At 72.2% G+C, this 22,323-nt stretch carries 20 protein-coding genes and 1 pseudogene; 10 read left to right on the forward strand and 11 right to left on the reverse strand.

The window, feature by feature from the left end:
• Window positions 1–14: 14 nt before the first annotated feature.
• From AMK29_RS02785 to AMK29_RS02795, 3 genes are all read right to left on the reverse strand, one after another.
• Complete coding sequence (locus AMK29_RS02785) at window positions 15–590, reverse strand: TerD family protein (RefSeq protein WP_073808224.1); 576 nt, start codon at window positions 588–590, stop codon at window positions 15–17.
• A 161-nt stretch (window positions 591–751) separates the two neighbouring features.
• Entirely contained in the window at window positions 752–1,210 is a 459-nt protein-coding gene (locus AMK29_RS02790) for a peroxiredoxin (protein WP_073806995.1), read from the reverse strand.
• Between the two features lie 118 nt (window positions 1,211–1,328).
• On the reverse strand, window positions 1,329–1,751 hold the full coding sequence (locus AMK29_RS02795; protein WP_073806996.1) for a DUF3052 domain-containing protein: 423 nt from the start codon (window positions 1,749–1,751) through the stop codon (window positions 1,329–1,331).
• A gap of 428 nt (window positions 1,752–2,179) precedes the next feature.
• Between AMK29_RS02795 and aceE the strand changes: the two genes are divergently transcribed.
• Both aceE and AMK29_RS02805 read left to right on the forward strand, forming a co-directional pair.
• On the forward strand, window positions 2,180–4,912 hold the full coding sequence (gene aceE, locus AMK29_RS02800; protein ID WP_073806997.1) for a pyruvate dehydrogenase (acetyl-transferring), homodimeric type: 2,733 nt from the start codon (window positions 2,180–2,182) through the stop codon (window positions 4,910–4,912).
• Window positions 4,913–5,055: 143 nt separating this feature from the next.
• The gene (locus AMK29_RS02805) at window positions 5,056–5,898 is read left to right on the forward strand and encodes a potassium channel family protein (protein WP_073806998.1); all 843 of its coding nucleotides are present in this window, start codon (window positions 5,056–5,058) and stop codon (window positions 5,896–5,898) included.
• Here AMK29_RS02805 and AMK29_RS02810 read toward each other — a convergent pair.
• Together AMK29_RS02810 and AMK29_RS02815 are read right to left on the reverse strand one after the other, a co-directional pair.
• Complete coding sequence (locus AMK29_RS02810; protein ID WP_073806999.1) at window positions 5,879–6,283, reverse strand: peptidase inhibitor family I36 protein; 405 nt, start codon at window positions 6,281–6,283, stop codon at window positions 5,879–5,881. The two genes, AMK29_RS02805 and AMK29_RS02810, sit on opposite strands and share 20 nt — an antisense overlap.
• A gap of 127 nt (window positions 6,284–6,410) precedes the next feature.
• Window positions 6,411–7,904, reverse strand: a complete 1,494-nt coding sequence (locus AMK29_RS02815; protein WP_374421159.1) for an MFS transporter — start codon at window positions 7,902–7,904, stop codon at window positions 6,411–6,413.
• A gap of 246 nt (window positions 7,905–8,150) precedes the next feature.
• Between AMK29_RS02815 and AMK29_RS02820 the strand changes: the two genes are divergently transcribed.
• The 7 genes from AMK29_RS02820 to AMK29_RS02850 all read left to right on the forward strand — a co-directional run bounded on the left by AMK29_RS02820 (window position 8,151) and on the right by AMK29_RS02850 (window position 15,866).
• Window positions 8,151–8,810 (forward strand): TetR/AcrR family transcriptional regulator, encoded by a 660-nt coding sequence (locus AMK29_RS02820; RefSeq protein WP_073807001.1) that lies wholly within the window; start codon window positions 8,151–8,153, stop codon window positions 8,808–8,810.
• Between the two features lie 121 nt (window positions 8,811–8,931).
• Window positions 8,932–10,146 (forward strand): alpha/beta hydrolase, encoded by a 1,215-nt coding sequence (locus AMK29_RS02825; RefSeq protein WP_073807002.1) that lies wholly within the window; start codon window positions 8,932–8,934, stop codon window positions 10,144–10,146.
• A 74-nt stretch (window positions 10,147–10,220) separates the two neighbouring features.
• On the forward strand, window positions 10,221–11,264 hold the full coding sequence (locus AMK29_RS02830) for a DUF4429 domain-containing protein (protein WP_241845075.1): 1,044 nt from the start codon (window positions 10,221–10,223) through the stop codon (window positions 11,262–11,264).
• Window positions 11,265–11,361: 97 nt separating this feature from the next.
• Window positions 11,362–12,783: a sensor histidine kinase gene (locus AMK29_RS02835; protein ID WP_107422506.1), complete on the forward strand. Its 1,422-nt coding sequence runs from the start codon at window positions 11,362–11,364 to the stop codon at window positions 12,781–12,783.
• Window positions 12,780–13,460 (forward strand): response regulator, encoded by a 681-nt coding sequence (locus tag AMK29_RS02840; protein ID WP_073807004.1) that lies wholly within the window; start codon window positions 12,780–12,782, stop codon window positions 13,458–13,460. Before AMK29_RS02835 ends, AMK29_RS02840 begins: the two co-directional genes overlap by 4 nt.
• A gap of 232 nt (window positions 13,461–13,692) precedes the next feature.
• Window positions 13,693–14,673, forward strand: coding sequence for an alpha/beta hydrolase (locus AMK29_RS02845; RefSeq protein WP_073807005.1), 981 nt, complete (start codon window positions 13,693–13,695; stop codon window positions 14,671–14,673).
• Complete coding sequence (locus tag AMK29_RS02850) at window positions 14,670–15,866, forward strand: acyltransferase family protein (protein WP_073807006.1); 1,197 nt, start codon at window positions 14,670–14,672, stop codon at window positions 15,864–15,866. The genes AMK29_RS02845 and AMK29_RS02850 overlap by 4 nt, the downstream gene beginning before the upstream one ends.
• A 102-nt stretch (window positions 15,867–15,968) precedes the next feature.
• On the opposite strand, the gene AMK29_RS02855 is transcribed toward AMK29_RS02850, so the two are convergent.
• The 6 genes and pseudogenes from AMK29_RS02855 to AMK29_RS02885 form a co-directional block, all read right to left on the reverse strand.
• Window positions 15,969–16,889, reverse strand: a complete 921-nt coding sequence (locus AMK29_RS02855) for an SUKH-3 domain-containing protein (RefSeq protein ID WP_241845076.1) — start codon at window positions 16,887–16,889, stop codon at window positions 15,969–15,971.
• A gap of 200 nt (window positions 16,890–17,089) precedes the next feature.
• Window positions 17,090–17,482 (reverse strand): YwqJ-related putative deaminase, encoded by a 393-nt coding sequence (locus AMK29_RS02860; RefSeq protein WP_073807008.1) that lies wholly within the window; start codon window positions 17,480–17,482, stop codon window positions 17,090–17,092.
• Window positions 17,475–17,945, reverse strand: coding sequence for an SUKH-3 domain-containing protein (locus AMK29_RS02865; RefSeq protein WP_073807009.1), 471 nt, complete (start codon window positions 17,943–17,945; stop codon window positions 17,475–17,477). The genes AMK29_RS02860 and AMK29_RS02865 overlap by 8 nt, the downstream gene beginning before the upstream one ends.
• A 52-nt stretch (window positions 17,946–17,997) precedes the next feature.
• Window positions 17,998–19,716, reverse strand: a pseudogene (locus AMK29_RS37735) (YwqJ-related putative deaminase); the annotation flags it as partial.
• Window positions 19,717–19,878: 162 nt separating this feature from the next.
• The gene (locus AMK29_RS02880) at window positions 19,879–20,940 is read right to left on the reverse strand and encodes an aldo/keto reductase (RefSeq protein ID WP_073807010.1); all 1,062 of its coding nucleotides are present in this window, start codon (window positions 20,938–20,940) and stop codon (window positions 19,879–19,881) included.
• Window positions 20,937–21,419: a MerR family transcriptional regulator gene (locus AMK29_RS02885; RefSeq protein WP_079196723.1), complete on the reverse strand. Its 483-nt coding sequence runs from the start codon at window positions 21,417–21,419 to the stop codon at window positions 20,937–20,939. The genes AMK29_RS02880 and AMK29_RS02885 overlap by 4 nt, the downstream gene beginning before the upstream one ends.
• A 51-nt stretch (window positions 21,420–21,470) precedes the next feature.
• Here AMK29_RS02885 and AMK29_RS02890 point away from each other — a divergent pair, with 51 nt between their 5' ends.
• Complete coding sequence (locus AMK29_RS02890; protein WP_073807011.1) at window positions 21,471–22,301, forward strand: serine hydrolase domain-containing protein; 831 nt, start codon at window positions 21,471–21,473, stop codon at window positions 22,299–22,301.
• Window positions 22,302–22,323 lie beyond the last annotated feature (22 nt).

Raw genomic sequence — 22,323 nt, forward strand, 5'->3', positions numbered from 1 at the left:
TCGAGCGGTTCGGCTCAGACGTTGACGCCGAAGTCCTGCGCGATGCCGCGCAGGCCGGAGGCGTAGCCCTGGCCGACGGCGCGGAACTTCCACTCGGCGCCGTGGCGGTACAGCTCGCCGAAGACCATGGCGGTCTCGGTGGACGCGTCCTCGGAGAGGTCGTACCGGGCGATCTCGGTGCCGCCGGTCTGGTTCACGACGCGGATGAACGCGTTGCGCACCTGGCCGAAGGACTGCTGGCGGTTCTCGGCGTCGTAGATCGAGACCGGGAAGACGATCTTGGTGACTTCGGCCGGGACGGTGGCCAGGCTGACCTTGACCTGCTCGTCGTCACCCTCGCCCTCGCCGGTCAGGTTGTCACCGGTGTGCTCGACGGAGCCGTCGGCGCTCTTGAGGTTGTTGAAGAAGACGAAGTCCCCTTCGTTGCGGACCTTGCCCTCGTCCGTCACCAGGATGGCGCTGGCGTCGAGGTCGAAGTCCGTACCGGTGGTGGTGCGGACGTCCCAGCCCAGACCGACGGTCACGGCGGTGAGGCCAGGGGCCTCCTTGGTCAGCGAGACGTTGCCGCCCTTGCTGAGGCTGACTCCCACGAGTCCCTCCATAGGTTTTCAGGGGCAGCGCCCCCGGTCGTGCGTTGGCATTCGGATCAACGACTGGATCCTAGTGACGGGTTCCCGGTCGAAACAGTCGATTCGCCCCGCGAATCGGAGATGTCGTCCGTCGCACGCGGAGATGTGGGCCGGGTGGCGGCTCAGAGAGCGTCGAGCGCCTTGACGTACGCGCCGAGGTCACGGGCGTCCGGCAGGGCGTTGACGACGGTCCAGCGGACGACGCCGGCCTTGTCGACGATGAAGGTGCCGCGCACCGCGCACCCCTTCTCCTCGTCGAACACGCCGTACGCGCGGGAGGCCTCGCCGTGCGGCCAGAAGTCGGAGAGCAGCGGGTAGTCCAGGGACTCCTGCTCGGCGAAGACGCGCAGGGTGTGGATGGAGTCGTTGGAGACGGCGAGGAGCTGGGTGTCGTCGTTGACGAACGTCGCGAGGTTGTCGCGCAGCTCGCCGAGCTCACCGGCGCAGACGCCGGTGAAGGCGAACGGGTAGAAGAGCAGCACCACGTTCTTCTCGCCGCGGAAGTCGGACAGCTTCACGGTGCGTCCGTGGTTGTCCTTGAGCTCGAAGTCCGGAGCCCTGGTGCCGACCTCGATCGCCATCGCGCACGCATCCCTTCGCCGGGCCCCGCCCTTGGGCCGTATCGGTGAACCCCAGCCTACGGCCTGTGCACGAAAGCCCCCGCCGGCGTACCGGCGGGGGCTCGTCGCAGCGTGGTGATCAGCGCTTGGGGGCCGTCAGGCGGGTGCCCGTCCAGTCCTTGGCGACGCTGATGCTCTTGGTCTGGGAGAGACCAGCTGTCTGCGCGGCATCGTTGATGTCGCTCGGCTCGATGTAGCCGTCGCGGCCGGTCTTCGGCGTCAGCAGCCAGATGGTGCCGCCGTCCTCCAGAAGACCGATGGCGTCCACCAGGGCGTCGGTGAGATCGCCGTCCTCGTCGCGGAACCAGAGCACGACGGCGTCAGCGACGTCGTCGTAGTCCTCGTCCACGAGATCGGCCCCGATGATGGACTCGATGCCTTCACGGAGATCCTGGTCGACGTCGTCGTCGTAGCCGATCTCCTGGACCACCTGTCCGGGCTCGAACCCCAGCCTTCCGGCCGGGTTGGTCCGCTCCTCCGCGTGGTCCGCGGTCGCGCTCACGGCTTGCCTCCTGCTCATTCGGTAAATGCTTGGGCCGCGCGTATGCGCGCGGCGCTGGCCGTAGTCCACACGTGCCGGGGTGGATCGCGCAAGTACCCGGCCGTGGAGACCGCCGAAACGGTGACGTTTGGGGCCGTCTCGCCCCAACTTCCGGCGCCGTGGGACCCCGCTCCGTGATCAGGCACACATGATTCATCCCGGTTTACTGACTTCTGCGGTTTCAGTCTGCCGAACGCCCGGACGAAACGCATGCGCGAGTTGGGCGTAAGGTTGCGATTTGAGCGCACCCCAGACGTGCTGAACGACACCGGAGACACCCCCTGGGGGTTACCCCTCGGTAAATGTGACGCCTGGCGTCGGCGGGGTACACGATGGACATCCCGACCACTCCGTGGCCCCGTGGGCACCACCGACAGCGAAGGAAGAGCGTGGCTCCCGGATCCGATCGCAACCCGATCATCATTGGCGGCCTTCCCAGTCAGGTCCCGGATTTCGACCCGGAAGAGACCCAGGAATGGCTCGACTCCCTCGACGCCGCCGTCGACGAGCGGGGCCGTGAGCGGGCCCGCTACCTCATGCTCCGTCTCATCGAACGCGCCCGCGAGAAGCGCGTGGCCGTGCCGGAGATGCGCAGCTCGGACTACGTCAACACGATCGCCACCAAGGACGAGCCGTTCTTCCCCGGCAACGAGGAGATCGAGCGCAAGGTCCTCAACGCCACCCGGTGGAACGCGGCCGTGATGGTGTCGCGCGCCCAGCGTCCCGGCATCGGCGTCGGTGGCCACATCGCGACCTTCGCCTCCTCGGCCTCGCTGTACGACGTCGGCTTCAACCACTTCTTCCGCGGCAAGGACGAGGGCGACGGCGGCGACCAGATCTTCTTCCAGGGGCACGCCTCCCCCGGCATCTACGCCCGCGCGTACCTCCTGGACCGACTGAGTGACACCCAGCTCGACGGCTTCCGCCAGGAGAGGTCGAAGTTCCCGAACGGGCTGTCCTCGTACCCGCACCCGCGGCTGATGCCGGACTTCTGGGAGTTCCCGACCGTGTCGATGGGCCTCGGCCCCCTCGGCGCGATCTACCAGGCCCGGATGAACCGCTACATGGAGGCGCGCGGCATCGCCGACACCTCCAAGTCGCACGTGTGGGCTTTCCTCGGCGACGGCGAGATGGACGAGGTCGAGTCGGTCGGCCAGCTGTCCATCGCCGCCCGCGAGGGCCTCGACAACCTGACGTTCGTCGTCAACTGCAACCTCCAGCGGCTCGACGGCCCGGTGCGCGGCAACGGCAAGATCATCCAGGAGCTGGAGTCGATCTTCCGGGGCAACGGCTGGAACGTCATCAAGCTGATCTGGGACCGCTCCTGGGACCCGCTGCTCGCGCAGGACCGCGACGGCATCCTGGTCAACAAGTTCAACACCACCCCGGACGGTCAGTTCCAGACGTACGCCACGGAGACCGGCGGCTACATCCGGGACCACTTCTTCGGCGACGACCACCGGCTGCGGGCGATGGTCGAGGGCATGTCGGACCAGCAGATCCTGCACCTGGGCCGCGGCGGCCACGACCACAAGAAGATCTACGCGGCCTACGCGGCGGCCAAGGCCCACGCGGGCCAGCCGACCGTGATCCTCGCGCAGACCGTCAAGGGCTGGACGCTCGGCCCGAACTTCGAGGGCCGCAACGCGACCCACCAGATGAAGAAGCTGACGGTCGACGACCTCAAGCGCTTCCGCGACCGGCTGCACATCCCGGTGACCGACCGGCAGTTGGAGGACGGCCTGCCGCCGTACTACCACCCGGGGCGGGACTCCGAGGAGATCCAGTACATGCACGACCGCCGCAGCGCGCTGGGCGGGTACGTCCCCACCCGGGTCGTACGGGCGAAGCCGCTGACCCTCCCCGAGGACCAGGCCTACGCGGCGGCCAAGAAGGGCTCCGGCCAGCAGTCGATCGCCACCACGATGGCCTTCGTCCGCATCCTGAAGGACCTCATGCGGGACAAGGAGATCGGCAAGCGCTTCGTGCTGATCGCCCCCGACGAGTACCGCACCTTCGGCATGGACGCCTTCTTCCCGAGCGCCAAGATCTACAACCCGCTCGGCCAGCAGTACGAGGCGGTGGACCGCGAACTCCTCCTCGCCTACAAGGAGTCGCCGACCGGCCAGATGCTGCACGACGGCATCTCCGAGGCCGGCTGCACGGCCTCGCTGATCGCCGCCGGTTCCGCCTACGCCACGCACGGCGAGCCGCTGATCCCGGTGTACGTCTTCTACTCGATGTTCGGTTTCCAGCGGACCGGCGACCAGTTCTGGCAGATGGCCGACCAGCTGGCCCGCGGCTTCGTCCTGGGCGCCACCGCCGGCCGGACGACGCTGACCGGTGAGGGCCTCCAGCACGCGGACGGTCACTCGCACCTCCTCGCCTCGACCAACCCGGCCTGCGTCGCCTACGACCCGGCGTTCGGCTTCGAGATCGCGCACATCGTCAAGGACGGTCTGCGCCGCATGTACGGCCCCGAGGCAGAGGACGTCTTCTACTACCTCTCCGTCTACAACGAGCCGATCCAGCACCCGGCCGAGCCCGAGAACGTGGACGTGGAGGGCATCCTCCAGGGCATCCACCGCTTCCGGCCGGCCGACGCGGGCGCGATCCCGGCGCAGATCATGGCCTCCGGTGTCGCCGTGCCGTGGGCGATCGAGGCGCAGCGGATCCTCGCCGACGAGTGGAACGTACGGGCCGACGTCTGGTCCGCCACCTCCTGGACCGAGCTGCGCCGCGAGGCCGTGGCCGTCGAGGAGCACAACATGCTCCACCCGGACGAGGAGCAGCGCGTCCCGTACGTGACGCGCAAGCTCCAGGGCTCCGAGGGCCCGTTCGTGGCGGTCTCGGACTGGATGCGGGCGGTGCCGGACCAGATCTCCCGCTGGGTGCCGGGCACGTACAGCTCGCTGGGCGCCGACGGCTTCGGTTTCGCGGACACGCGCGGCGCGGCCCGTCGCTACTTCCACATCGACGCCCCGTCGATCGTGCTGGCGGTGCTGACCGAGCTGGCCCGGGAGGGCAAGGTCGAGCGGTCGGTCCTCAAGCAGGCCGTGGACCGCTACCAGCTGCTCGACGTGGCCGCCGCCGACCCGGGCCCCGCGGGCGGCGACGCCTGAGCCCCTAGGCCGTGTCCGGACCGTCCCGCCCGGCTCGCGGGCGGACGGCGCTACTTTCCGGACACGGCCTAGCACGGAAGCTCCTGGTGAGGGCGGTGGGACCCTGGTCCCGCCGCCCTTCGGCGTTCTCTACGATTCCCCGCATGAAGGATCGCTGGGAAGAACGCACACAGGCGCCGCTGCTCGTGCTCGCCGTGGCGTTCGGCGTCGCCTACGCCGTGCCGATCGTGGCTCCGGGCGCCGCGCCCTGGGTGCACCGGCTGTGCACCCATGTCGAGTGGGCGGTCTGGGCGGCCTTCGCCGTCGACTACCTGGTCCGGTTCGCGCTCGCCCCGGCCCGCTGGGCCTTCGTCCGCTCCCACCCCCTGGATCTGCTCGCGGTCCTGCTGCCGATGGTGCAGCCGCTGCGGCTGCTGCGGGTCGTGTCCACGCTCCTCCTCGTGGGCCGGCGGGCCCGGATGGCCCCGCAGATAACGCTCACCACCTATGTGGCGGGCGCGGTCGTCGGGCTGATGATGTTCGGCTCGCTGGCCGTGCTGCACGTCGAGCGGGACGCCCCGGAGGGCAACATCAAGACCCTCGGGGACGCGGTCTGGTGGTCGTTCACCACGATGACCACGGTCGGCTACGGCGACCACGCTCCCACCACGGGTCTCGGCCGGGTGCTCGCGGTGGGACTGATGCTGTCGGGCATCGCCCTGCTGGGTGTCGTCACCGCGAACATCGCGGCCTGGTTCATCTCCCGCTTCGAGCGGGACGACGCGGCGGAGCGCCGTCAGACCGAGCTTCTGGAGACGCTGACCCAGGAGGTCCGCGCGCTGCGCGCCGAGGTGTCGCGGCTCTCGGCCCCGGCCGGGGTGCCCGCACCTGCCGGCCCGCCGGACGTCCCCGCGCCCGGCGGGCGTCCCGGCGAGCCTTGCGTGATCGACGTGATCGGCGGGCCCGGCGTGATCGACGAGCCCTCCCCTAGCGCTCCCACAGCTTGAACGCTCTGACCTCGTAGGGCGTCTGCGGCACCCATGTCCCCCGGCCCGGGTAGGTCTCGAACTCTCCCGTCTCGGCGCACTCGGCCGACTGGTACGTGGTGACCGGGCGGCCGGTGCGGTTGGCGAGGGAGTGTGCCGAGGTGCCCGGTGGCAGGGCGACGCAGCTGTCGATGTCGGTCGTGGCCAGCTCGTGCGTCCGCGCCCGGCCCCTGAAGTCGGACTTGGGCCAGAGGCAGAGCCGGCCGGGTCCACAGGCTCCGAGGACGGTCCCGGACGGGGCCGCCGCCGTATGGGCGCGCGCGGCCCCGGACGGCGCGGCCGTCGCCGGAGCCACCAGGAGGGCGGTGAGCATCACCGCGAGGGTGAGAGCGGTCTTCGTATACATACTGAGGAACCCCCGTTTCGTCACTCTCTGTAATCACGAGAATGGCGGAGGCCGCCCCTCGACGGAAGAGGGGCCGCCCCCGTTCACGCGAACGGGTGACGGCCCCCTACGGGAACCCCGACGGACGTCAGATGTGACCGCCCATGCCGCCCGCCTCCGCGTTCTCGCCGCGCTTGGTGAGCGTGGCGACGAGGGCCGCGACGACGGCGACGCCACCGGCGACGGTAAAGGCCAGGCCCATGCCGTCCAGGAAGGTGTCGTGGATGACGCCGGTGATCTGCTGGAGGACGTCGGGGGTCATCCCGGGGGCCTTCGCCAGCTCCGCCGGGGCCATGCCGAACTCGGCGGCCTGCTCGAGCTGCGGGTTCACCGGGGCGGGAATGCCGGCCGCCTTCCAGTTCTCCTCGAAGGCGCCCGCGACCTTCGACGACATGACGGCGCCGAGCACGGCCGTGCCCAGCGCGCCGCCGACCTGCATCGCGGCCTGCTGCAGACCGCCGGCCACGCCGGAGAGCTCCAGCGGCGCGTTGCCGACGATGACCTCGGTGGCGCCGACCATGACCGGGGCGAGCCCGAGGCCGAGCAGCGCGAACCAGAGGGACATGACGAGCGTGCCGGTGCCGGACGAGAGCGTGATCATGCCGAACATCGCGACGGCCGTGCAGACCATGCCGCCGACCAGCGGCACCCGGGGGCCGAACTTGGTGATCAGGGCGCCCGCGAGCGGCGAGGAGACGATCATCATCGCGGTCAGCGGCAGCAGGCGCAGACCGCTGTCGACCGGGCTGAGCCCCTTCACGCCTTGGAGGTAGAAGGTCACGAAGAACAGACCGCCCATGAAGGCGAAGGCCATGAGCACCATGAGCACCACGCCGGCCGAGAGCGGCACGGAGCGGAACATGGCCAGCGGGATCAGCGGCTCCTTGACCTTGGTCTCCCAGAAGGCGAAGACCGCGAAGAGGAGCACCGCGCCGAGCAGACAGCCCCAGGTCTTGCCGCCGGTCCAGCCCCAGGACTCGCCGGCCTTGATCAGGCCCCAGACGAGGGAGGCCATGGCGCCGGAGAGCAGCAGGATGCCGAGGACGTCGAAGGAGCGCGGGGCGTTCTCGGCCCGGTGGTCCTTGAGGATGACCAGGCCGAGGCCGAGCGCGACGACGCCGACCGGCACGTTGATGAAGAAGACGGACTGCCAGCTGACGTGCTCGACGAGCAGGCCGCCGACGATCGGGCCGCCCGCCGTGGAGGCGCCGATGACCATGCCCCAGATGCCGATGGCCATGTTCAGCTTCTCGGCGGGGAAGGTGGCGCGCAGCAGGCCGAGCGCGGCCGGCATCAGCAGGGCGCCGAAGAGGCCCTGCAGGACGCGGAAGGCGATCACGGCCCCGATGCTGTGGGAGAGGCCGATCGCGGCGGAGGCGGCCGCGAAGCCGGCGATGCCGATGAGGAAGGTCTGCCGGTGGCCGAAGCGGTCGCCGAGCTTGCCGGCGGTGATCAGGGCGACGGCGAGCGCCAGCAGGTAGCCGTTGGTGATCCACTGGACCTGGGCGAGGGAGGCGCCGAGGTCGTTCTTGATGGCGGGGTTGGCGATGGCGACGATGGTGCCGTCGAGGGCGACCATCATCACGCCCACGGCCACGCCGAAGAGGGTCAGCCAGGGGTGGCCGCGCAGTCCCTTCGCCGGGCCCGGAACGGGTTCCCGGACGCCCCCCTGACCCTGCGGGGCCTTTTCCACGGTGGTCTGACTATTCATGCGAACGAGGCTAGTGACAGTCACTGACAATTGACAAAGCGATTCATGAGCCAGTAACTGTCACGTAGCTCACAGGTACGCTGAGCTGGACGAAATGCCTGAAAAGAGGACCCTGACGTGACCCTGCCCGGCCTGCGCGAGCGGAAGAAGCAACGCACGCGCGACGCGCTGACCCGGGTGGCCCTCGAGCTCTTCACCGCCCAGGGGTACGAGCGGACCACCGTCGACGAGATCGTCGACGCCGTCGAGGTGTCCCAGCGCACGTTCTTCCGGTACTTCTCCTCCAAGGAGGAGGTCGCCTTCGCCGTCCAGCACATGGTGGAGGAGCGCTTCGTCGTGGCCCTCGGACAGCGTCCGCCGGCCGAGGGTCCGTTCGACGCGATGCGCAACGCGGTGCTCTGCGCCTGGGACACCATCGGCGACGCCATCACCGAGGTCGTACCGGTCGAGCTGTATCTGCGCAGCCTCCAGATGATCGAGTCGACGCCCGCGCTGCTCGCCGTCCATCTGCGGCGCTCCAACGAGATGGAGGAGACCATCGCCCGGATCATCGCCGGCCGTGAGGGTCTCGACCTGAACGAGGACCCGCGTCCCCGGATCGCGGTGGCGGCGTTCAGCGGCGTGATGCGGGTGACGGGCCAGCTGTGGGGCCGGGGCACGGACCAGAGCCTGGAGGCCATCCGCGACCTCACGGAGAAGTACCTCGACCACCTCGGCCCGGCCCTCACCCCCAGCTGGCGGGAGCGCGGGGACGCGGGCCCGGGCAGCGCTCCGTAGGGCCGCGGGGACACGGGGCAGGGGACAGCGCTCCGCAGGACCGCGGGGACACGAGGGCCGGGCAGCGCTCCGTAGGACCGGACCCGCGCGGGTTCACCCGCGCCCCGTAGGGTGGCGGCCCGTGACCTCAGCCGAAGCCGCCTCGCCCACCCTGGCCGTCGTGCGCGCCCTCCTCGCGCTCGCCGTCGTGTTCGTGCTCCTCGCGACCACCGGGTGGACCACGACCCGGCACCGCCCCGCACCCGGCCCGTCCCGCGAGGCCGCCCTCGCCGCCTGGGCGCGGGACCGGATCGACCACCGCCCGCTGCCCGGACCCGGCAGCCCCTCCCGTACCGTCGCCGCGTTCTTCGCCGGCCTCGGCCACGCGCGCGCGGCCCGGCTCGCCGACCGGCACCCGCTCGTCGTCGGCAACCTCGACGGCGTCCCGGTCGCCCTGCGCTACCGCGCCAACCGTGTCTCCCTCGGCCACGCGCTCGCCGCCGAGCGGGGCAGGGTCGACGACACCCGGCTGTCCTCCGAGGGACGGCACGAGGCGCGGCGCCGGTTCGACCGCTTCACCTCACTGATGCGGCCCGGCCGCCAGATCCTGTCCTTCGACCCGACCGGCGCGGGGCGGGCCGCCGAGGTCCTCGGGGATCTGGAGCGGGCCCGGCGCGTCTCCGTGATCGTGCCCGGCGTCGACACCACCCTCCTCACCTTCCAGAAGACCCACGGCCGGTACGCGGCCCCCGTCGGCATGGCCGAGGCCCTCCACGACGCCGAGCGGCGGTCGGCGCCCGGCACCCGCACCGCGGTGATCGCCTGGGCCGACTACACCGCGCCCGCCGGGGTCGGCGTCGACGCGATGACCGGCCGGCTCGCAGAGGTGGGCGCCGCGCGGCTCGTGAGGCTGACCGAGGCCCTGCCCGGCGACGCGCGCGTGGCGCTGTTCTGCCACAGCTACGGCTCCGTGCTCTGCGGGGTCGCCGCGCCCCGGCTGCCCGACCGGGTGACGGATGTGGCCGTGGCCGGAAGCCCCGGCATGCGGGTGGGCCGGGCGGCCGAACTCGCCACCCACGCGCGCGTATGGGCCATGCGGGACGCCGACGACTGGATCGCGGACGTGCCCCACATGGAGGTCGCCGGCATCGGGCACGGCGCCGACCCGGTGGCCCCGGAGTTCGGCGCCCGGCTCCTGTCGGCGCGCCGGGCGATCGGCCACAGCGGCTATTTCGAGCCGGGAACCGACAGTCTCGGCAACTTCGCCGCGATAGGCGTCGGCGCCTACCGGAACCTGGTGTGCGCACGTGCCGACGGTGCCTGCCACGACGGAATATCCGGTGCGGAAGGGCGCTGACGCGCGTAGATCCCGTAATTTCGGGACCTTTCACAGGGGCGACGCGCGGGCACGCGCCGCTTACGATGAGGCGTATGGGTGATGTGCTGGCCGGAAATCAAGCCACCTGGGAGTTCGAGAGCGACGCCCTCGTCATCCGCTTCGACCGGGGGAACCGCACGCCGAGGCTCTTCAGCGTGCTGCGCGAACGCCGCATACCGCACGAGGCGCTGGCGTCCGTGACGCTCACGCCGGGCAAGCGGGGCACCGTCGTGCTGCACGCCGTGCCGAGGCCGGGTGCCGATCCCCTGATGGAGGCGGCCGCGGGGCAGCTCGCGGAGCACTGCGATCCGTACCGCCTGGTGCTGCCGGCGGACCGGGAGACGCTGGCCGAGTACTACCGGGACGAACTGCGGACGGTGCTCGCGCGTAGACCGGCGAGCGCGTGGGGCGCCGCGGGGGTCGCGGGTGCTGCGGACGTCACGGGTCCCGCGGACGTCGCCGGTGCCGTGGGGGTCACCGGCGCCGCGGAGGTCGCCGGCGCCGCGACCGGCATCACGGGTGCCTCGCACCTCCCGGACGCTCCGGACGTCGGGGACGCCCCGGACTCCGTCCCGGACGCCCCGGACATCGTGGACATGACGCCGACCGACCGTTTCCTGGTGGCGCCGCCCGCGGGTCCGCAGTCGTTCAAGGCGTACGACGGGAAGGCCAGCTTCGACGGACACGGGGAGGTCGCGTTCCGCTGGTCCTGGACGGGGGCGTCCTCCGAGAAGTGGAAGGCGGGCGACCAGACGTTCCAGGTGCGGGACCTCTGCGGGGTCGAGTGGCGCTCGCCCGAGGTCCTCGACGGGCACCTGCGCCTGCTGCCCCGGGGCGGCGAACCCCGGGCCCCGCAGCCGGACCTGGATCCCGCCTCCGTCGTCTTCGGCCTCGGCTACGGGCCGGTGCACCTGTCGCTCCCCTTCGCGGCGGCGGTCCTGGCCGCGATCCGGACCACGGACCGCGTCCCCGCCCGTGTCGCCGCCCCGGGGGCCGTTGCTGAAAGGATTCGGCACCTGGGTGAACTGCACCAGGCGGGCCTGGTGACGGACGAGGAGTTCTCGGCGAAGAAGGCGGAACTCCTGGCGGAGCTCTAGACCCCCGCACCCGCCGCGTCATACCCGGGTATCAGGCCGGAGCCCGGTCCCCGGTATGACGCCGGGGGCCGGGTGCCCTGCCTACGCTGGGCGGGTCATGGCTACCGAACCGCGGCACGAGCCGCCCACCCTCCGAGGGCTCAGCGCCCGGACACGCGAGATGTTCCACGGGCTCGGCACCGCGCTCACCACCCCGGCCGCGCCCGGGGCGCCGCTCCTCGCCGACGCCTCCTCGCGCTGGGTGCGGGCGCTGCCGTACGCCGTCGCCGTCGCCCTCGTCGCCTCACTGCTCCCCACCACCGTCCACCTCCTCACCGGGGACTACGGCGTCAACGGCGCGCTCGCGGGGGCCATCGGCACCGCCCAGACCGCGCCGCTGATCCTCGCCGTCGCCCGCCCCCTCCAGGCCTGGTGGATCATCTTCGCCGCCGACGTGCTCGGCGCGCTCGTCCTGCTCGCGTCGGACGGCCCCCGCGCCCACCTCTGGCCCTGGACCCCGCCCGCCGTGGTCGGCTACTGCGCGCTGATGATCGCCCTCGGTCTCCGCGAGTCCCGCCGGGCCCTGTTCGGGGTCTGGCTGGCGACGGGCGCGGCCGGGTACGTCCTGGAGGCGTTCCGGCCGGCCGGGTACACCAGCGTCCACACCCTGCTGCTCGTCCTGAGCGGTGTCCTGCTGCTCCTCACCTCGGCGGTACGCGCGCGTGGCGACGTGCAGCGGCGCCTGGTGGAGCAGGAGACCATCAGCGAGGCCGAGCGGGCCCGCCGCACCCTCCTCGAGGAGCGGGCCAGGATCGCGCGCGAGCTGCACGACGTGGTGGCCCACCACATGTCCGTGATCACCGTGCAGGCCGACTCGGCCCCGTACCGCATCCCTGAGCTTCCGGACGCGGCCCGCGAGGAGTTCACCTCGATCGCGGCGAGCGCCCGCGAGTCGCTGGCCGAGATGCGACGGCTCCTGTCCGTGCTGCGCAGCGACGGGAGCGAGGGCGAGCGGGCCCCGCAGCCGGGTCTCGACCGGGTCCAGCAGCTGGTGGAGGCGACGGTACGGGCCGGGGTGCCGGCGGAGCTGCGGCTCGCCGCCGACCTCGGGGACGTACCGCAGGCGGTGGACCTGTCCGCGTACCGCATCGTGCAGGAGGCCCTGGCCAATGTCGTCCGGCACGCCCCCGGGGCGTCCACCCGGGTGTCGGTGCGGGCCGACGGGGGATGGCTGACGGTCCTCGTCGTCAACGGCCCGTCCGTGGAGCCCGGTTCCTCGGTGGAGCGGGGCGCGTCCGGTACCGGGCACGGGCTCGTGGGCATGCGGGAGCGCGTACGGTTGACGGGCGGCACGCTCGACACCGGGCCGCTGCCGGACGGCGGCTTCCGGGTCGCCGCCCGCCTGCCGCTGACCCCGGACCCGGTGCCCCCGGGCCCGCTGACCCCGGACCCGCTGCACCCGGGGCCGCTGACTCCGGACCCGTCGACCCCCGACCCGCCCGCGGCGACGCCGCCTCCGACCGCCGAGGACCCCGAGTGACCATCCGCGTGATCATCGTCGACGACCAGGCCATGGTGCGGGCCGGTTTCGCCGCGCTCCTCTCCGCCCAGCCCGACATCGACGTGGTGGGCGAGGCGCCGGACGGGCGGCAGGGCGTGGACGTGGCACGGTCGACCCACCCGGACGTCGTGCTGATGGACGTACGGATGCCGGAGCTGGACGGGCTCGCAGCCGCCCGGGAGATCCTGCACCCGCCGACGGGCGTCACGCACCGGCCCAAGGTGCTGATGCTGACCACCTTCGACGTGGACGACTACGTGTACGAGGCGCTGCGCGCGGGTGCCTCCGGCTTCCTCCTGAAGGACGCGCCGCCGGCCGATCTGATCGCGGCGGTACGGGTGGTGGCGGCGGGCGAGGCCCTGCTCGCGCCGTCCGTGACCCGACGGCTCATCGCCGACTTCGCCGCGTCCCGGCCGGCACCGCGCCGGGACACCACGGCGCTGCGCCTGAACGGACTCACCCCGCGCGAGACGGAGGTCCTCGAACTCATCGCCCGGGGCCTGTCGAACCAGGAGATCGCGGACCACCTCGTCCTCGCCGAACAGACGGTGAAGACCCACATCGGCCGGGTCCTCGCCAAGCTGGACCTGCGCGACCGGGCGCAGGCGGTGGTCTTCGCGTACGAGTCGGGACTGGTGACCCCGGGCACGTCCTGACGTTCCGGTACGCGCCCTGGGACTGAGGTACGCGTCCGGGGACTGAGATACCAGCCCCCCGGCCGTCCCCCGGGGGAAAACCCCACCCCCACCCGGGTGTTGCCCGCTCCTCCACCCCCTACCCGGGTATCAGCCCACGGTTGGCTCCCCGGTGTGACGTGCCGACACCCGTCGTCTTCCTACCTTCCTCTCGCCGACGAACGAGCGAGAACCGGAGAGGGAGGGCGACCCCATGCGCCGCTTTGCGAGGACCCTGACCACCGTGGCCCTGGTGGCCACCGTGATCGCCGGGACGGCCGGCTGGGCGTCCGGGGACGCCCAGGAGGCCGTCACCGGTGCGCCGGTCGGGACGGCGGGGTGGCGGGCTGCGGGGCTGCCGGACCCGGAGCGGATGAGCCCGGCCGAGATCGCGCGGTACTTCGCGGGACTCGACCCCGTACGAAAAAGGGAACTGGCCCGCACCCACCCCGGGGTCGTCGGGAACCTCGACGGGGCGCCGCTGGAGCTGCGGTACGAGGCCAACGCCCGCTCCACCCGGGGGGAGTTCGGCGGGGCACGAGTCCTGGCGCACGATCCGCGCGGCCGGGGTCAGGTCGCCCTGGTGTACGGGGACCTGGCGCGGGCCGAGCACGTGGCCGTGATCGTGCCCGGCTCCGACATCGACGCGGGCCGCGTACGGCCCCTCGCCGACATGGCGACCGCGCTGCGCCGGGCGACCGGTGACCGGACGGCGGTCGTCGCCTGGGCCGGGTACACGACCCCCGTCGGCGTCGGCCTCGACGCGGCCACCGGTCGGCTCGCCGAAGCCGGGGCGGACCGGCTCACCCGCTTCGTCGCCGGCCTCGCGGCCGTGGGGGCGGCCGAACCCTCCCTGTTCTGCCACAGCTACGGCTCCGTGGTCTGCGGCCTCGCCGCCCACGAACTGAAGGCGAAGGACCTGGTCGTCCTCGGCTCCCCCGGGATGCGCGCCGAGAACGTGGCCGAACTCGACACCTCCGCCCGCGTCTGGGCCGCGAAGGACCCCACCGACTGGATCGACCGCGTCCCGAACGTCGAGTTCGCGGGGCTCGGGCACGGCGCCGACCCGTCCGACCCGGCCTTCGGGGCCCGTCGGATCCCGGCCGATGACTCCACCGGCCACGGCGGCTACTTCGCGCCCGGCACCACCTCGCTCCGTACGTTCGCCGCGATCGCCGAGGGAGACGTCCGATGAACAGGCTCATCGAGAAGATCGAGGCGGGCACGCCGACCCACCGCGACCGGGCGATCGACGGGCTGCGCGCCCTGGCCCTGCTCGCCGTGCCCACCGGGCACTGGCTGCTCGGCGGCTTCACGCTCTCCGCCGACGGCGCCCTGCACAACGCGAGCCCGCTGGGCGCCTTCGCCGGTCTCGCCCCGGTCAGCTGGGTCCTCCAGATGCTGGGCATCTTCTTCCTCGTCGGCGGTTACGCCTCGGTCCTGTCGTACCGGCGGTGGGAGGGCTCCACGGGTGCGTGGCTGAAGGGCCGCCTCGCCCGGCTCGGCCGCCCGGTCCTCGGGGTCACGGCCGTGTGGGCGGCGCTCCTGCCGCTGCTCCACTTCGGCCTCGGGGTGCCGGTGGACACCCTGCGGACGGCGTCGACGCTGGTGATCCAGCCGCTGTGGTTCGTCGGGGTGTACACGGTCGTCACGGCGCTCACCCCGCTGTGCGTGCGGGCGACCCGCCGCTTCGGGGTCTGGGCCGCGGCTCCGCTGCTGGGTTCGGTCGCCGTGGTCGACTTCCTGCGGTACGGGCCGTACGCGGACGCCGTGCCGTCCTGGCTGAGCCTCCTGAACATCATGCCCGGGTGGCTCTTCGCGTACCAGCTCGGCGTCTCCTGGGGCGAGGGACGGGTCACGCGGCGGCACGCGTGGGGGCTGCTGGTCGGCGGGGCGGCGCTGTTCGCCGCACTCCTGCTCGTCTTCGGCTACCCGGCGTCGATGGTCGGCGTGCCCGGCGAGGCCCGCACCAACTCGCACCCGCCGTCGCTGCTCGTCCTCGCCCTCGCCGCCGCGCAGAGCGGTGCGGCGATCCTGCTCCGGGAGCGGCTCGGCGGTCTGTTGAAGCGGCCCGCGCTGTGGGCCCCGGTCGTGGTGATCAACCTGTCCGCGATGACGATCCTGTGCTGGCACCAGACGGCGATGCTGACCGCCGCGATCCCCGCCTCGTACCTCGGGGAGGTGCCGGGCCTGGTCGGCGCGCCGGACTCGGTCGGCTGGATCCTCGCCCGGCTGGCGTGGATGCCGGTCTTCGCCGGCCTGCTCGTCCTGATCGGCCGGTACGCCCGGTCCTTCGAATCCCCCTGGACGACCACCGGCCCCGCCCGCCGCACCCTGGCGGGACTGCTCGCGGCGGGCTTCGCGGTCTTCGCGCTGGGGCTGGGGTGAGGGGGGCGGCCGGGGCGGGGGCGTGCGCCCCGTCCGGACCGGACGGGGGCGCGGGCGTCCCGCGACGGGTCCGGACGAGAAGGCGTGCCTCGGCCATGGCGGTCAGGTGGTGGGCGCCCAGGCGTCGAAGGCGGCCACGCACCGCTCCACGAGGGCGGCCGGGGATCCCACGGAGGCGCCCGCGCCCGCCGAGAGGGACAGGGCGAAGCCCGCCGAACCGCCCACCGTGACCTCGCAGGCCAGCTCGGCCAGGGGCGCCCGCGTGCCGGCCGGCGGCGGTACCGACAGCACCAGTTCGCAGGAGTGGGCTCGCTGCGACAGAGCGGACAGGTGGCTCTCCATCGCCGTGACCAGGGGTTGCGCGCTGGCCTCCAGGCGACCGGGGCTCAGGCGGAAGACCTGGTCAAGGACTGTCACGCCGATCCCCCGGAGGGTGGTGGCGCGCAGCCGGAGCCTTCGGGCGTCGAACACCTCGTGGGTGTGCAGGACGTAGACGGCGACCAGTGCCGCCCGGACGCCGCCGGCCAGGTCGGCCCGTGTCGCGTCCAGCGGCCACTGCCACGACCGCGCTCGCAGGCGTACGGGGCGCAGGCCCTCGGTCAGCGCGGTCAGCCCGGCCCGCACGCTGTCGGCGAGGAGCCAGGCGCCCCCGACGTCCAGGGAGAACAGCCGGCCCTCCTCGTCCACGGCGAGTGTCGCGTCGGCGTCGGTGCGGCCCAGGGGGAAGAGACGGGTGCCGAGCGTTCCGGCGAGCCGGTGCAGGGACGGGCCCGAGTAGCGGGCCTCCCGGGGGTCGACGACGCAACCGGTCGCCGCGACCTCACGGCCGCCGTGGGCGGCGGGTTCGAGGCGCAGCCCGTGGAACTCCCGGGCCGCGCGCTCGGCGGCGGGAAAAAGCGCCCAGGGGCCCAGGCCGGCGGTGGTGAGGAGCGCGAGCATCGCGGCGTCTCCGGCGTCCCGGCCCTCCGGCGGGCCGGCCGGGGCGGGCACCTTGACGGACGGGGGCCGGTGGTCGGGCGTCACGCCGGACCCGGACACGGACCCGTGAACAGAGGTCCCGGCACGCCCGGCGTCACGGTCAAGCACCCCGGCGGGCTCAGCTTCGTGGTCGGGCGTCACGCCGGACCCGGACACGGACCCGTGATCAGAGGTCCCGCCGCGCTCGGCGTCACGGTCGGGCGCCCCCGCGCGCTCGGTCAGGTGGTCAGGGGTCATGGCCGCGGTCAGGCGCCCTGGACGACGGTGATGCCCAGCGCCTCGACAAGGGCGGTGCAGCTTCGGCAGAGACGGGCCGGTGTGCCGTGCTCGGGGTCGCCCTGGGGCCGGATCTTCCGGGAGACGAGGGCCGCGTTCGCGAAGTGCGGCAGGGCGTCGGGGAGCGTGGTCGTCCCGCCGTCCGCGCGCTGCGCGTCGAGGGCGTACAGCTGGTCGGAGATGAGCGCGGATTCGGCGCAGTGGCCGAGGAACGGTTCGCGCAGGCGCGTCGGGAGCGCGTCGAAGAACTCCTGGACGGCGGGGTGGAGGCGCGGCTCGCCCTCGCCGGTCAGGTTGGTCTGGGTGGTGATGGTCCCCTGGACCAGCAGGGAGGCGGCCGTGCCCGGGATGACGTCAGACAAAGTACTGCCTCGCTTCCTGCTGGGGGCCGCGGAGCAGGCAGCTGACGGCCTCGTGGGTGTTCGCTCCGAGGAAATAGGGACCGGTGTGGTGCATGAGGAAGAAGCGCCCGGTGTCGTCGATGAGGATCATCGCGCCGTCGAACTCCTCGTATCCGACCGGGAACAGTCTCCGGCCCAGGTTCTCGGCGAGCTCGGCCACGTCCTCGCCGCTCTCCTCGTAGATCCAGTGCGGGGTGAAGCCGACGGCGTCCGGCGGGTCCCCGGGAACGACCAGGCGCAGCCCGCCGAACTCGCGCACGAAGTCCTCGGCCGCCCCGAACGGCTCGACGGGGTGCCCCTCCTCGGCGAAGCGTTCCGTCACGACCCGCAGGAGTCCGGGCAGCTCCGCGCCGATGTCGCGTCCGCGGGACCAGCCCGCCTCGGTCAGGGCGGCCTCGACCTGCTCCGCTGTCATTCTCGGCATGCCTTGCTCTCTCTCAGTGGTGCGCGATGACGCCGGCCAGCGGCAGCATCTTCGAACAGGACCGGCACGGCGGCTTGTAGTCGCCGTGGAACAGCTGGCCCTCACCGGGTCGCAGGTCCCCGATCTGCACGGAGTACACGAGCGACCCCTTCATGGCCTGCTGGACGTCGTCGCCGGAGACTATTTTGGTCCCGTCGGGGTCCAGCTGGTGCAGCCGGTCCGACACCAGGGCGACCTCCGCGCATTTCCCGTGGCCGTTGCCCGGGTTCTGGTCGGCCGCCTTCAGGTCCCTCTCCACCTGGTCCAGGATCTGTTTCAGGGCCGGGTGGGTGGACATCTGGGAGTCGCCGAGGCCGGTGTTGCTCGTGTGGGAGGACAGGACGCCGTCGTGGAGGAGCGTCCCGGCGCAGGCGGTCTTCAGCCGGTGCTTGCCCTCCGGGTAGGGGTTGCTGGGCGGCTGGTTCTTGGCGTCGTTCGCCAGCTTGTCGGCCTCGTCGACGAGCAGCTTCCGTTGCTCCTCCGGGCTGAGGTGCTTGACGTCCAGCGCGTCCCTGCGGTGGTTCTTCATGCCCTTTCCGGTCTGGCCGTGCCAGCCGGGCTGGGGGGTGAGGGGGTTGCCGCGGGGCCCGTTGCCGGATCCGCCGTTGTTGTTGCCGCCGCCGGTCGGGGGCTTTCCGCCGCCCGTGCCTGTCGGCGGCTTGCCGCCGGTTCCGCCCGCGCCGCCCCTGCCGTCGCCCGCGTCGTCCTTGCGCTGGCGGGCGAGGCGCACGCGGATGTCGTCGTCGTTGTTCTTGTGGGTGGTCGAGATCTGCTTGACGGCCTTGGGCAGGGTCTCGCCGATGTGGTCGCCGATGGTCTTGGCGGACTTCGTCAGCGCGCCCATGGCCTTCTCGATGACCGGATCCAGGGCGTCGGCGATGTCGTCCCTGCCCTTGTTGCGGCCCTGGGCCGTCTTCGCCTTGGTCAGCCTGCCGGAGGTCTTGCCGTGGATGCCGACGCTCACGCCGTTCAGCCGGGTACTGGCCTGATCGTGCTCGTCGTGTTCGATGTGGAAGCCCTTGCCCTTGCCCTTGCCCCCGCTGCCGCTACCGCCGGCGGAGGCGAGGTTCAGGCCGTCCCTGGCGCTCTGCACGCCCCCGTCGAAGCCGTCCTTGCCGGCCTGCTTCGTCTGGTCGAGGTTCACACCGTCCTGCACGCCCAGGGCGTCCATGCCCACCTGGACGACGAGGTCGGCCGCCATGCCCTCAAGGGCGGCGACGGCCGGCTCGGTCATGACCGACACGATGTGCCCGACCGCCTCCTGCATGGCGTTCGTGATGAGCTTCAGCAACTGCTTCTTGGTGAGCGCGATCGCCCCCGCGCCGAGCAGTGCGGACAGGCCACCGGTTACCGGGATCAGCGCCATGGCGAGTCCGGTCTGGCCGGCCAGGATCCCGAGCTCGGCGACCGCCTTCCACTTCATGGCCTCGATCGCGCCTGCCGCCATGTCCAGGGCACCCGCGATGGTCCGGGCCGCGGACACCGTGTCCTTGAGGTGTTTGCCCTTGACCTTGCCCCAGTGCGCGTTCAGCGCGTCGATCGCCTCGCCGTGCCCGGACGACAGCAGGCGCTCCATCTGGTTGTTGGCGAGCTGGCCGTCGTCGGCGAGGTCGTCCGCGAACTCCCGGAGCGCGTCCGCCATCTCCCGGTAGGCGTCCTCGTCGACGTTCGGCCAGTTCACCCCCACCAGGTCCAGCAGCGTGTCCGCCCAGTCCGGCACCGTGACAGCCATAATCTGAAATCCCCCCGCGCGCAAAGGCGTTCGCATGACGAAAGCGGGAACACTGTGTCACGGGAGGCGGGGGGCGATCAACGCGTCATCCCCTTCCCGCGCGCACGGGAAGGGGACTTCTTCGCACATTACCTACTGCACATGCCCGTTACCCCGCAGCCGTCACGAAGCATCCGGCGCAGGTGTCCCGGGCGCGTCTCCGACCTCGCGCGCCGCCGACGTGAACCGCATGTCCGGGTAGCGGTCGCCCGCCACCTGGGCGGCGATCGGTTCCAGGGCGGCGAGTTCGGACGCGGTGAGGGTGATGCGGGTGGCGGCCGCGTTCTGTTCCAGGCGGGAGCGCTTGCGGGTGCCCGGGACGGGGACGACCGTCAGGCCGTGGACGGAGGCCCGCTGGTGGACCCAGGCGAGGGCGATCTGCGCCGGGGTCGCGTCGTGCGCGGCGGCTATGGCGCGGATCGGGTCGAGCAGGGCGGCGTTCCGCTCCGCGTTCTCGCCGGTGAACCGGGGCTGGTGCCGGCGGAAGTCGCCGCCCGACAACTCCTTGGCGGCGTCCGCGAACGTACCGGTGAGAAAGCCCCGGCCGAGCGGCGAGTACGGCACGAAGGTGACGCCGAGTTCGGCGGCGGCGCCGACGGCGCTGCGCTCCACGTCCCGGGAGAAGAGCGACCACTCCGACTGGAGGGCGGCGATCGGGTGCACGGCGTGCGCCTCGCGCAGTTCCGGCCCGGTGACCTCGCTGAGGCCGAGGTGGCGGACCTTGCCCTCCTTGACGAGTTCGGCCATCGCGCCGACGGACTCGGCGAACGGGACCTCGGGGTCGCGGCGGTGCATGTAGTAGAGGTCGATGGTCTCGATGCCGAGGCGGCGCAGGCTGGCCTCGGCGGCCTTCTTGATGTAGGCGGGGTCGTTGCGGACGGCCCGGTAGGCCGGGTCGTCGGCGCGCCGCTCGATGGCGAACTTGGTGGCGAGGACGACCTCGTCCCGGTGGGCGGCGAGGAAGGGCGCGAGGAACTCCTCGTTGGCGCCGCTGCCGTAGAGGTCGGCGGTGTCGATCAGGGTGACGCCGGCCTCCAGGGCCGCGTCGAGGGTGTCACGGGCGGCCGCCTCGTCGGTGTCGCCGTAGAACTCGCTGATGCCCATGGCCCCGAAGCCCTGGACGCCGATCTCGGGCCCGTCCTGGCCGCCGAGACGTACGGTGTCGATCCTGGTCGCGCTGGTCATGAAGAAATGCCTCCGCATGCGGTCCCGTAATGGCTGATCTTGATGTCGAGCACGGCGAGGGTGTCCTGGAGTTCGGTGATCCGGGAGAGCACGTCGCGCCTTGTCGTCTCCAGGAGCTCCCGGCGGGCGTCACGGGTGTGGTCGCCCTCGCGGACCAGCTCGGCGTACCGCACCATGTCGGCGACCGGCATCCCGGTCAGCCGCAGCTTGCCGACGAAGCCCAGCCAGCCCAGGTCCCGGTCCGTGAAGCGGCGCTGGCCCGTGTGCGAGCGGTCGACGTGCGGCATCAGACCGATCCGCTCGTACCAGCGCAGGGTGTGCGCCGAGAGGCCGGTCAGGGCGGCGACCTCGCTGATCGTGTAGTGCGCCCTCGTGCCGCTCCCGCCGGTGCGGCCCGCGCCGCCCGTCGTGCCGGCGGTCGCGCCCCCTGTCGTCGTGCTCGCGGTCATGCTCGTGCTCGTGCTCGCCATCACGCTCATGACCCCACGCTAAAACGTTGGAGTGCACTCGAAGCAAGTACGCTCGGTCGCATGCAGAGCAGCGTGCCGAGCCTGGCGTCGATAGAGAACTGGCCCGTCCCCACCGCGGCGGCCGCCGTCGTCCGCGCGGACGGCACCCTGGCCGGGTCCCACGGCCCCACCGGGCAGCGGTTCCCGCTCGCCTCGGTCACCAAGCCGCTCGCGGCGTACGCCGTTCTCGTCGCGTACGAGGAGGGGGCGATCGACCTCGACGAGCCGGCCGGGCCCGAGGGCGCGACCGTCCGTCACCTCCTCGCCCACACCTCGGGGCTGGCCTTCGACGAGAACCGGGTCATGGCCGCGCCCGGCACCCGCCGCATCTACTCCAACACCGGCTTCGAGGCGCTCGGCGACCACGTCGCCAAGGCGACCGACATCCCCTTCGCCGAGTACCTGCGCCAGGCGGTCCTGGAGCCCCTCGCCATGACCTCCACGTCCCTGGAGGGCTCCCCCGCCAAGGACGGCGTGTCGACCGTGGACGACCTGGTGCGGTTCGCCGCCGAGGTGCAGGCGCCGAGGCTGCTCGACCCGCGGACCGTCCTGGACGCGATGAGCGTGACGCACCCCGGGCTGACCGGGATCCTGCCCGGATACGGGCACCAGCGGCCGAACGACTGGGGCCTCGGCTTCGAGATCCGCGACGGCAAGTCCCCCCACTGGACGGGCGCCACCTCCTCGCCGCGCACCTTCGGGCACTTCGGGCAGTCCGGCACGTTCCTGTGGATCGACCCGGACGCGCGGGCCGCGTGCGTGGCGCTCACCGACCGGCCCTTCGGGCCCTGGGCGATCGAGGCCTGGCCGCCGTTCACGGACGCGGTGCTCGCGGAGCTGCGGGGGCACTGAGCCGAGGGACCGCTGTCCGGTC

Source organism: Streptomyces sp. CB02261, from assembly GCF_001905665.1.
Taxonomy (GTDB): domain Bacteria; phylum Actinomycetota; class Actinomycetes; order Streptomycetales; family Streptomycetaceae; genus Streptomyces.

What these genes read in the sequence shown, in the direction of transcription:
- AMK29_RS02890 (WP_073807011.1), top strand. Translation starts at nt 21,471, where the DNA reads ATGCAGAGCAGCGTGCCGAGCCTGGCGTCGATAGAGAACTGGCCCGTC.
- AMK29_RS02880 (WP_073807010.1), bottom strand. Translation starts at nt 20,940, where the DNA reads ATGACCAGCGCGACCAGGATCGACACCGTACGTCTCGGCGGCCAGGAC.
- AMK29_RS02845 (WP_073807005.1), top strand. Translation starts at nt 13,693, where the DNA reads ATGCGCCGCTTTGCGAGGACCCTGACCACCGTGGCCCTGGTGGCCACC.
- AMK29_RS02865 (WP_073807009.1), bottom strand. Translation starts at nt 17,945, where the DNA reads ATGCCGAGAATGACAGCGGAGCAGGTCGAGGCCGCCCTGACCGAGGCG.
- AMK29_RS02850 (WP_073807006.1), top strand. Translation starts at nt 14,670, where the DNA reads ATGAACAGGCTCATCGAGAAGATCGAGGCGGGCACGCCGACCCACCGC.
- AMK29_RS02810 (WP_073806999.1), bottom strand. Translation starts at nt 6,283, where the DNA reads ATGTATACGAAGACCGCTCTCACCCTCGCGGTGATGCTCACCGCCCTC.
- AMK29_RS02805 (WP_073806998.1), top strand. Translation starts at nt 5,056, where the DNA reads ATGAAGGATCGCTGGGAAGAACGCACACAGGCGCCGCTGCTCGTGCTC.
- AMK29_RS02830 (WP_241845075.1), top strand. Translation starts at nt 10,221, where the DNA reads ATGGGTGATGTGCTGGCCGGAAATCAAGCCACCTGGGAGTTCGAGAGC.
- AMK29_RS02835 (WP_107422506.1), top strand. Translation starts at nt 11,362, where the DNA reads ATGGCTACCGAACCGCGGCACGAGCCGCCCACCCTCCGAGGGCTCAGC.
- AMK29_RS02815 (WP_374421159.1), bottom strand. Translation starts at nt 7,904, where the DNA reads ATGATGGTCGCCCTCGACGGCACCATCGTCGCCATCGCCAACCCCGCC.
- AMK29_RS02885 (WP_079196723.1), bottom strand. Translation starts at nt 21,419, where the DNA reads ATGAGCGTGATGGCGAGCACGAGCACGAGCATGACCGCGAGCACGACG.
- AMK29_RS02790 (WP_073806995.1), bottom strand. Translation starts at nt 1,210, where the DNA reads ATGGCGATCGAGGTCGGCACCAGGGCTCCGGACTTCGAGCTCAAGGAC.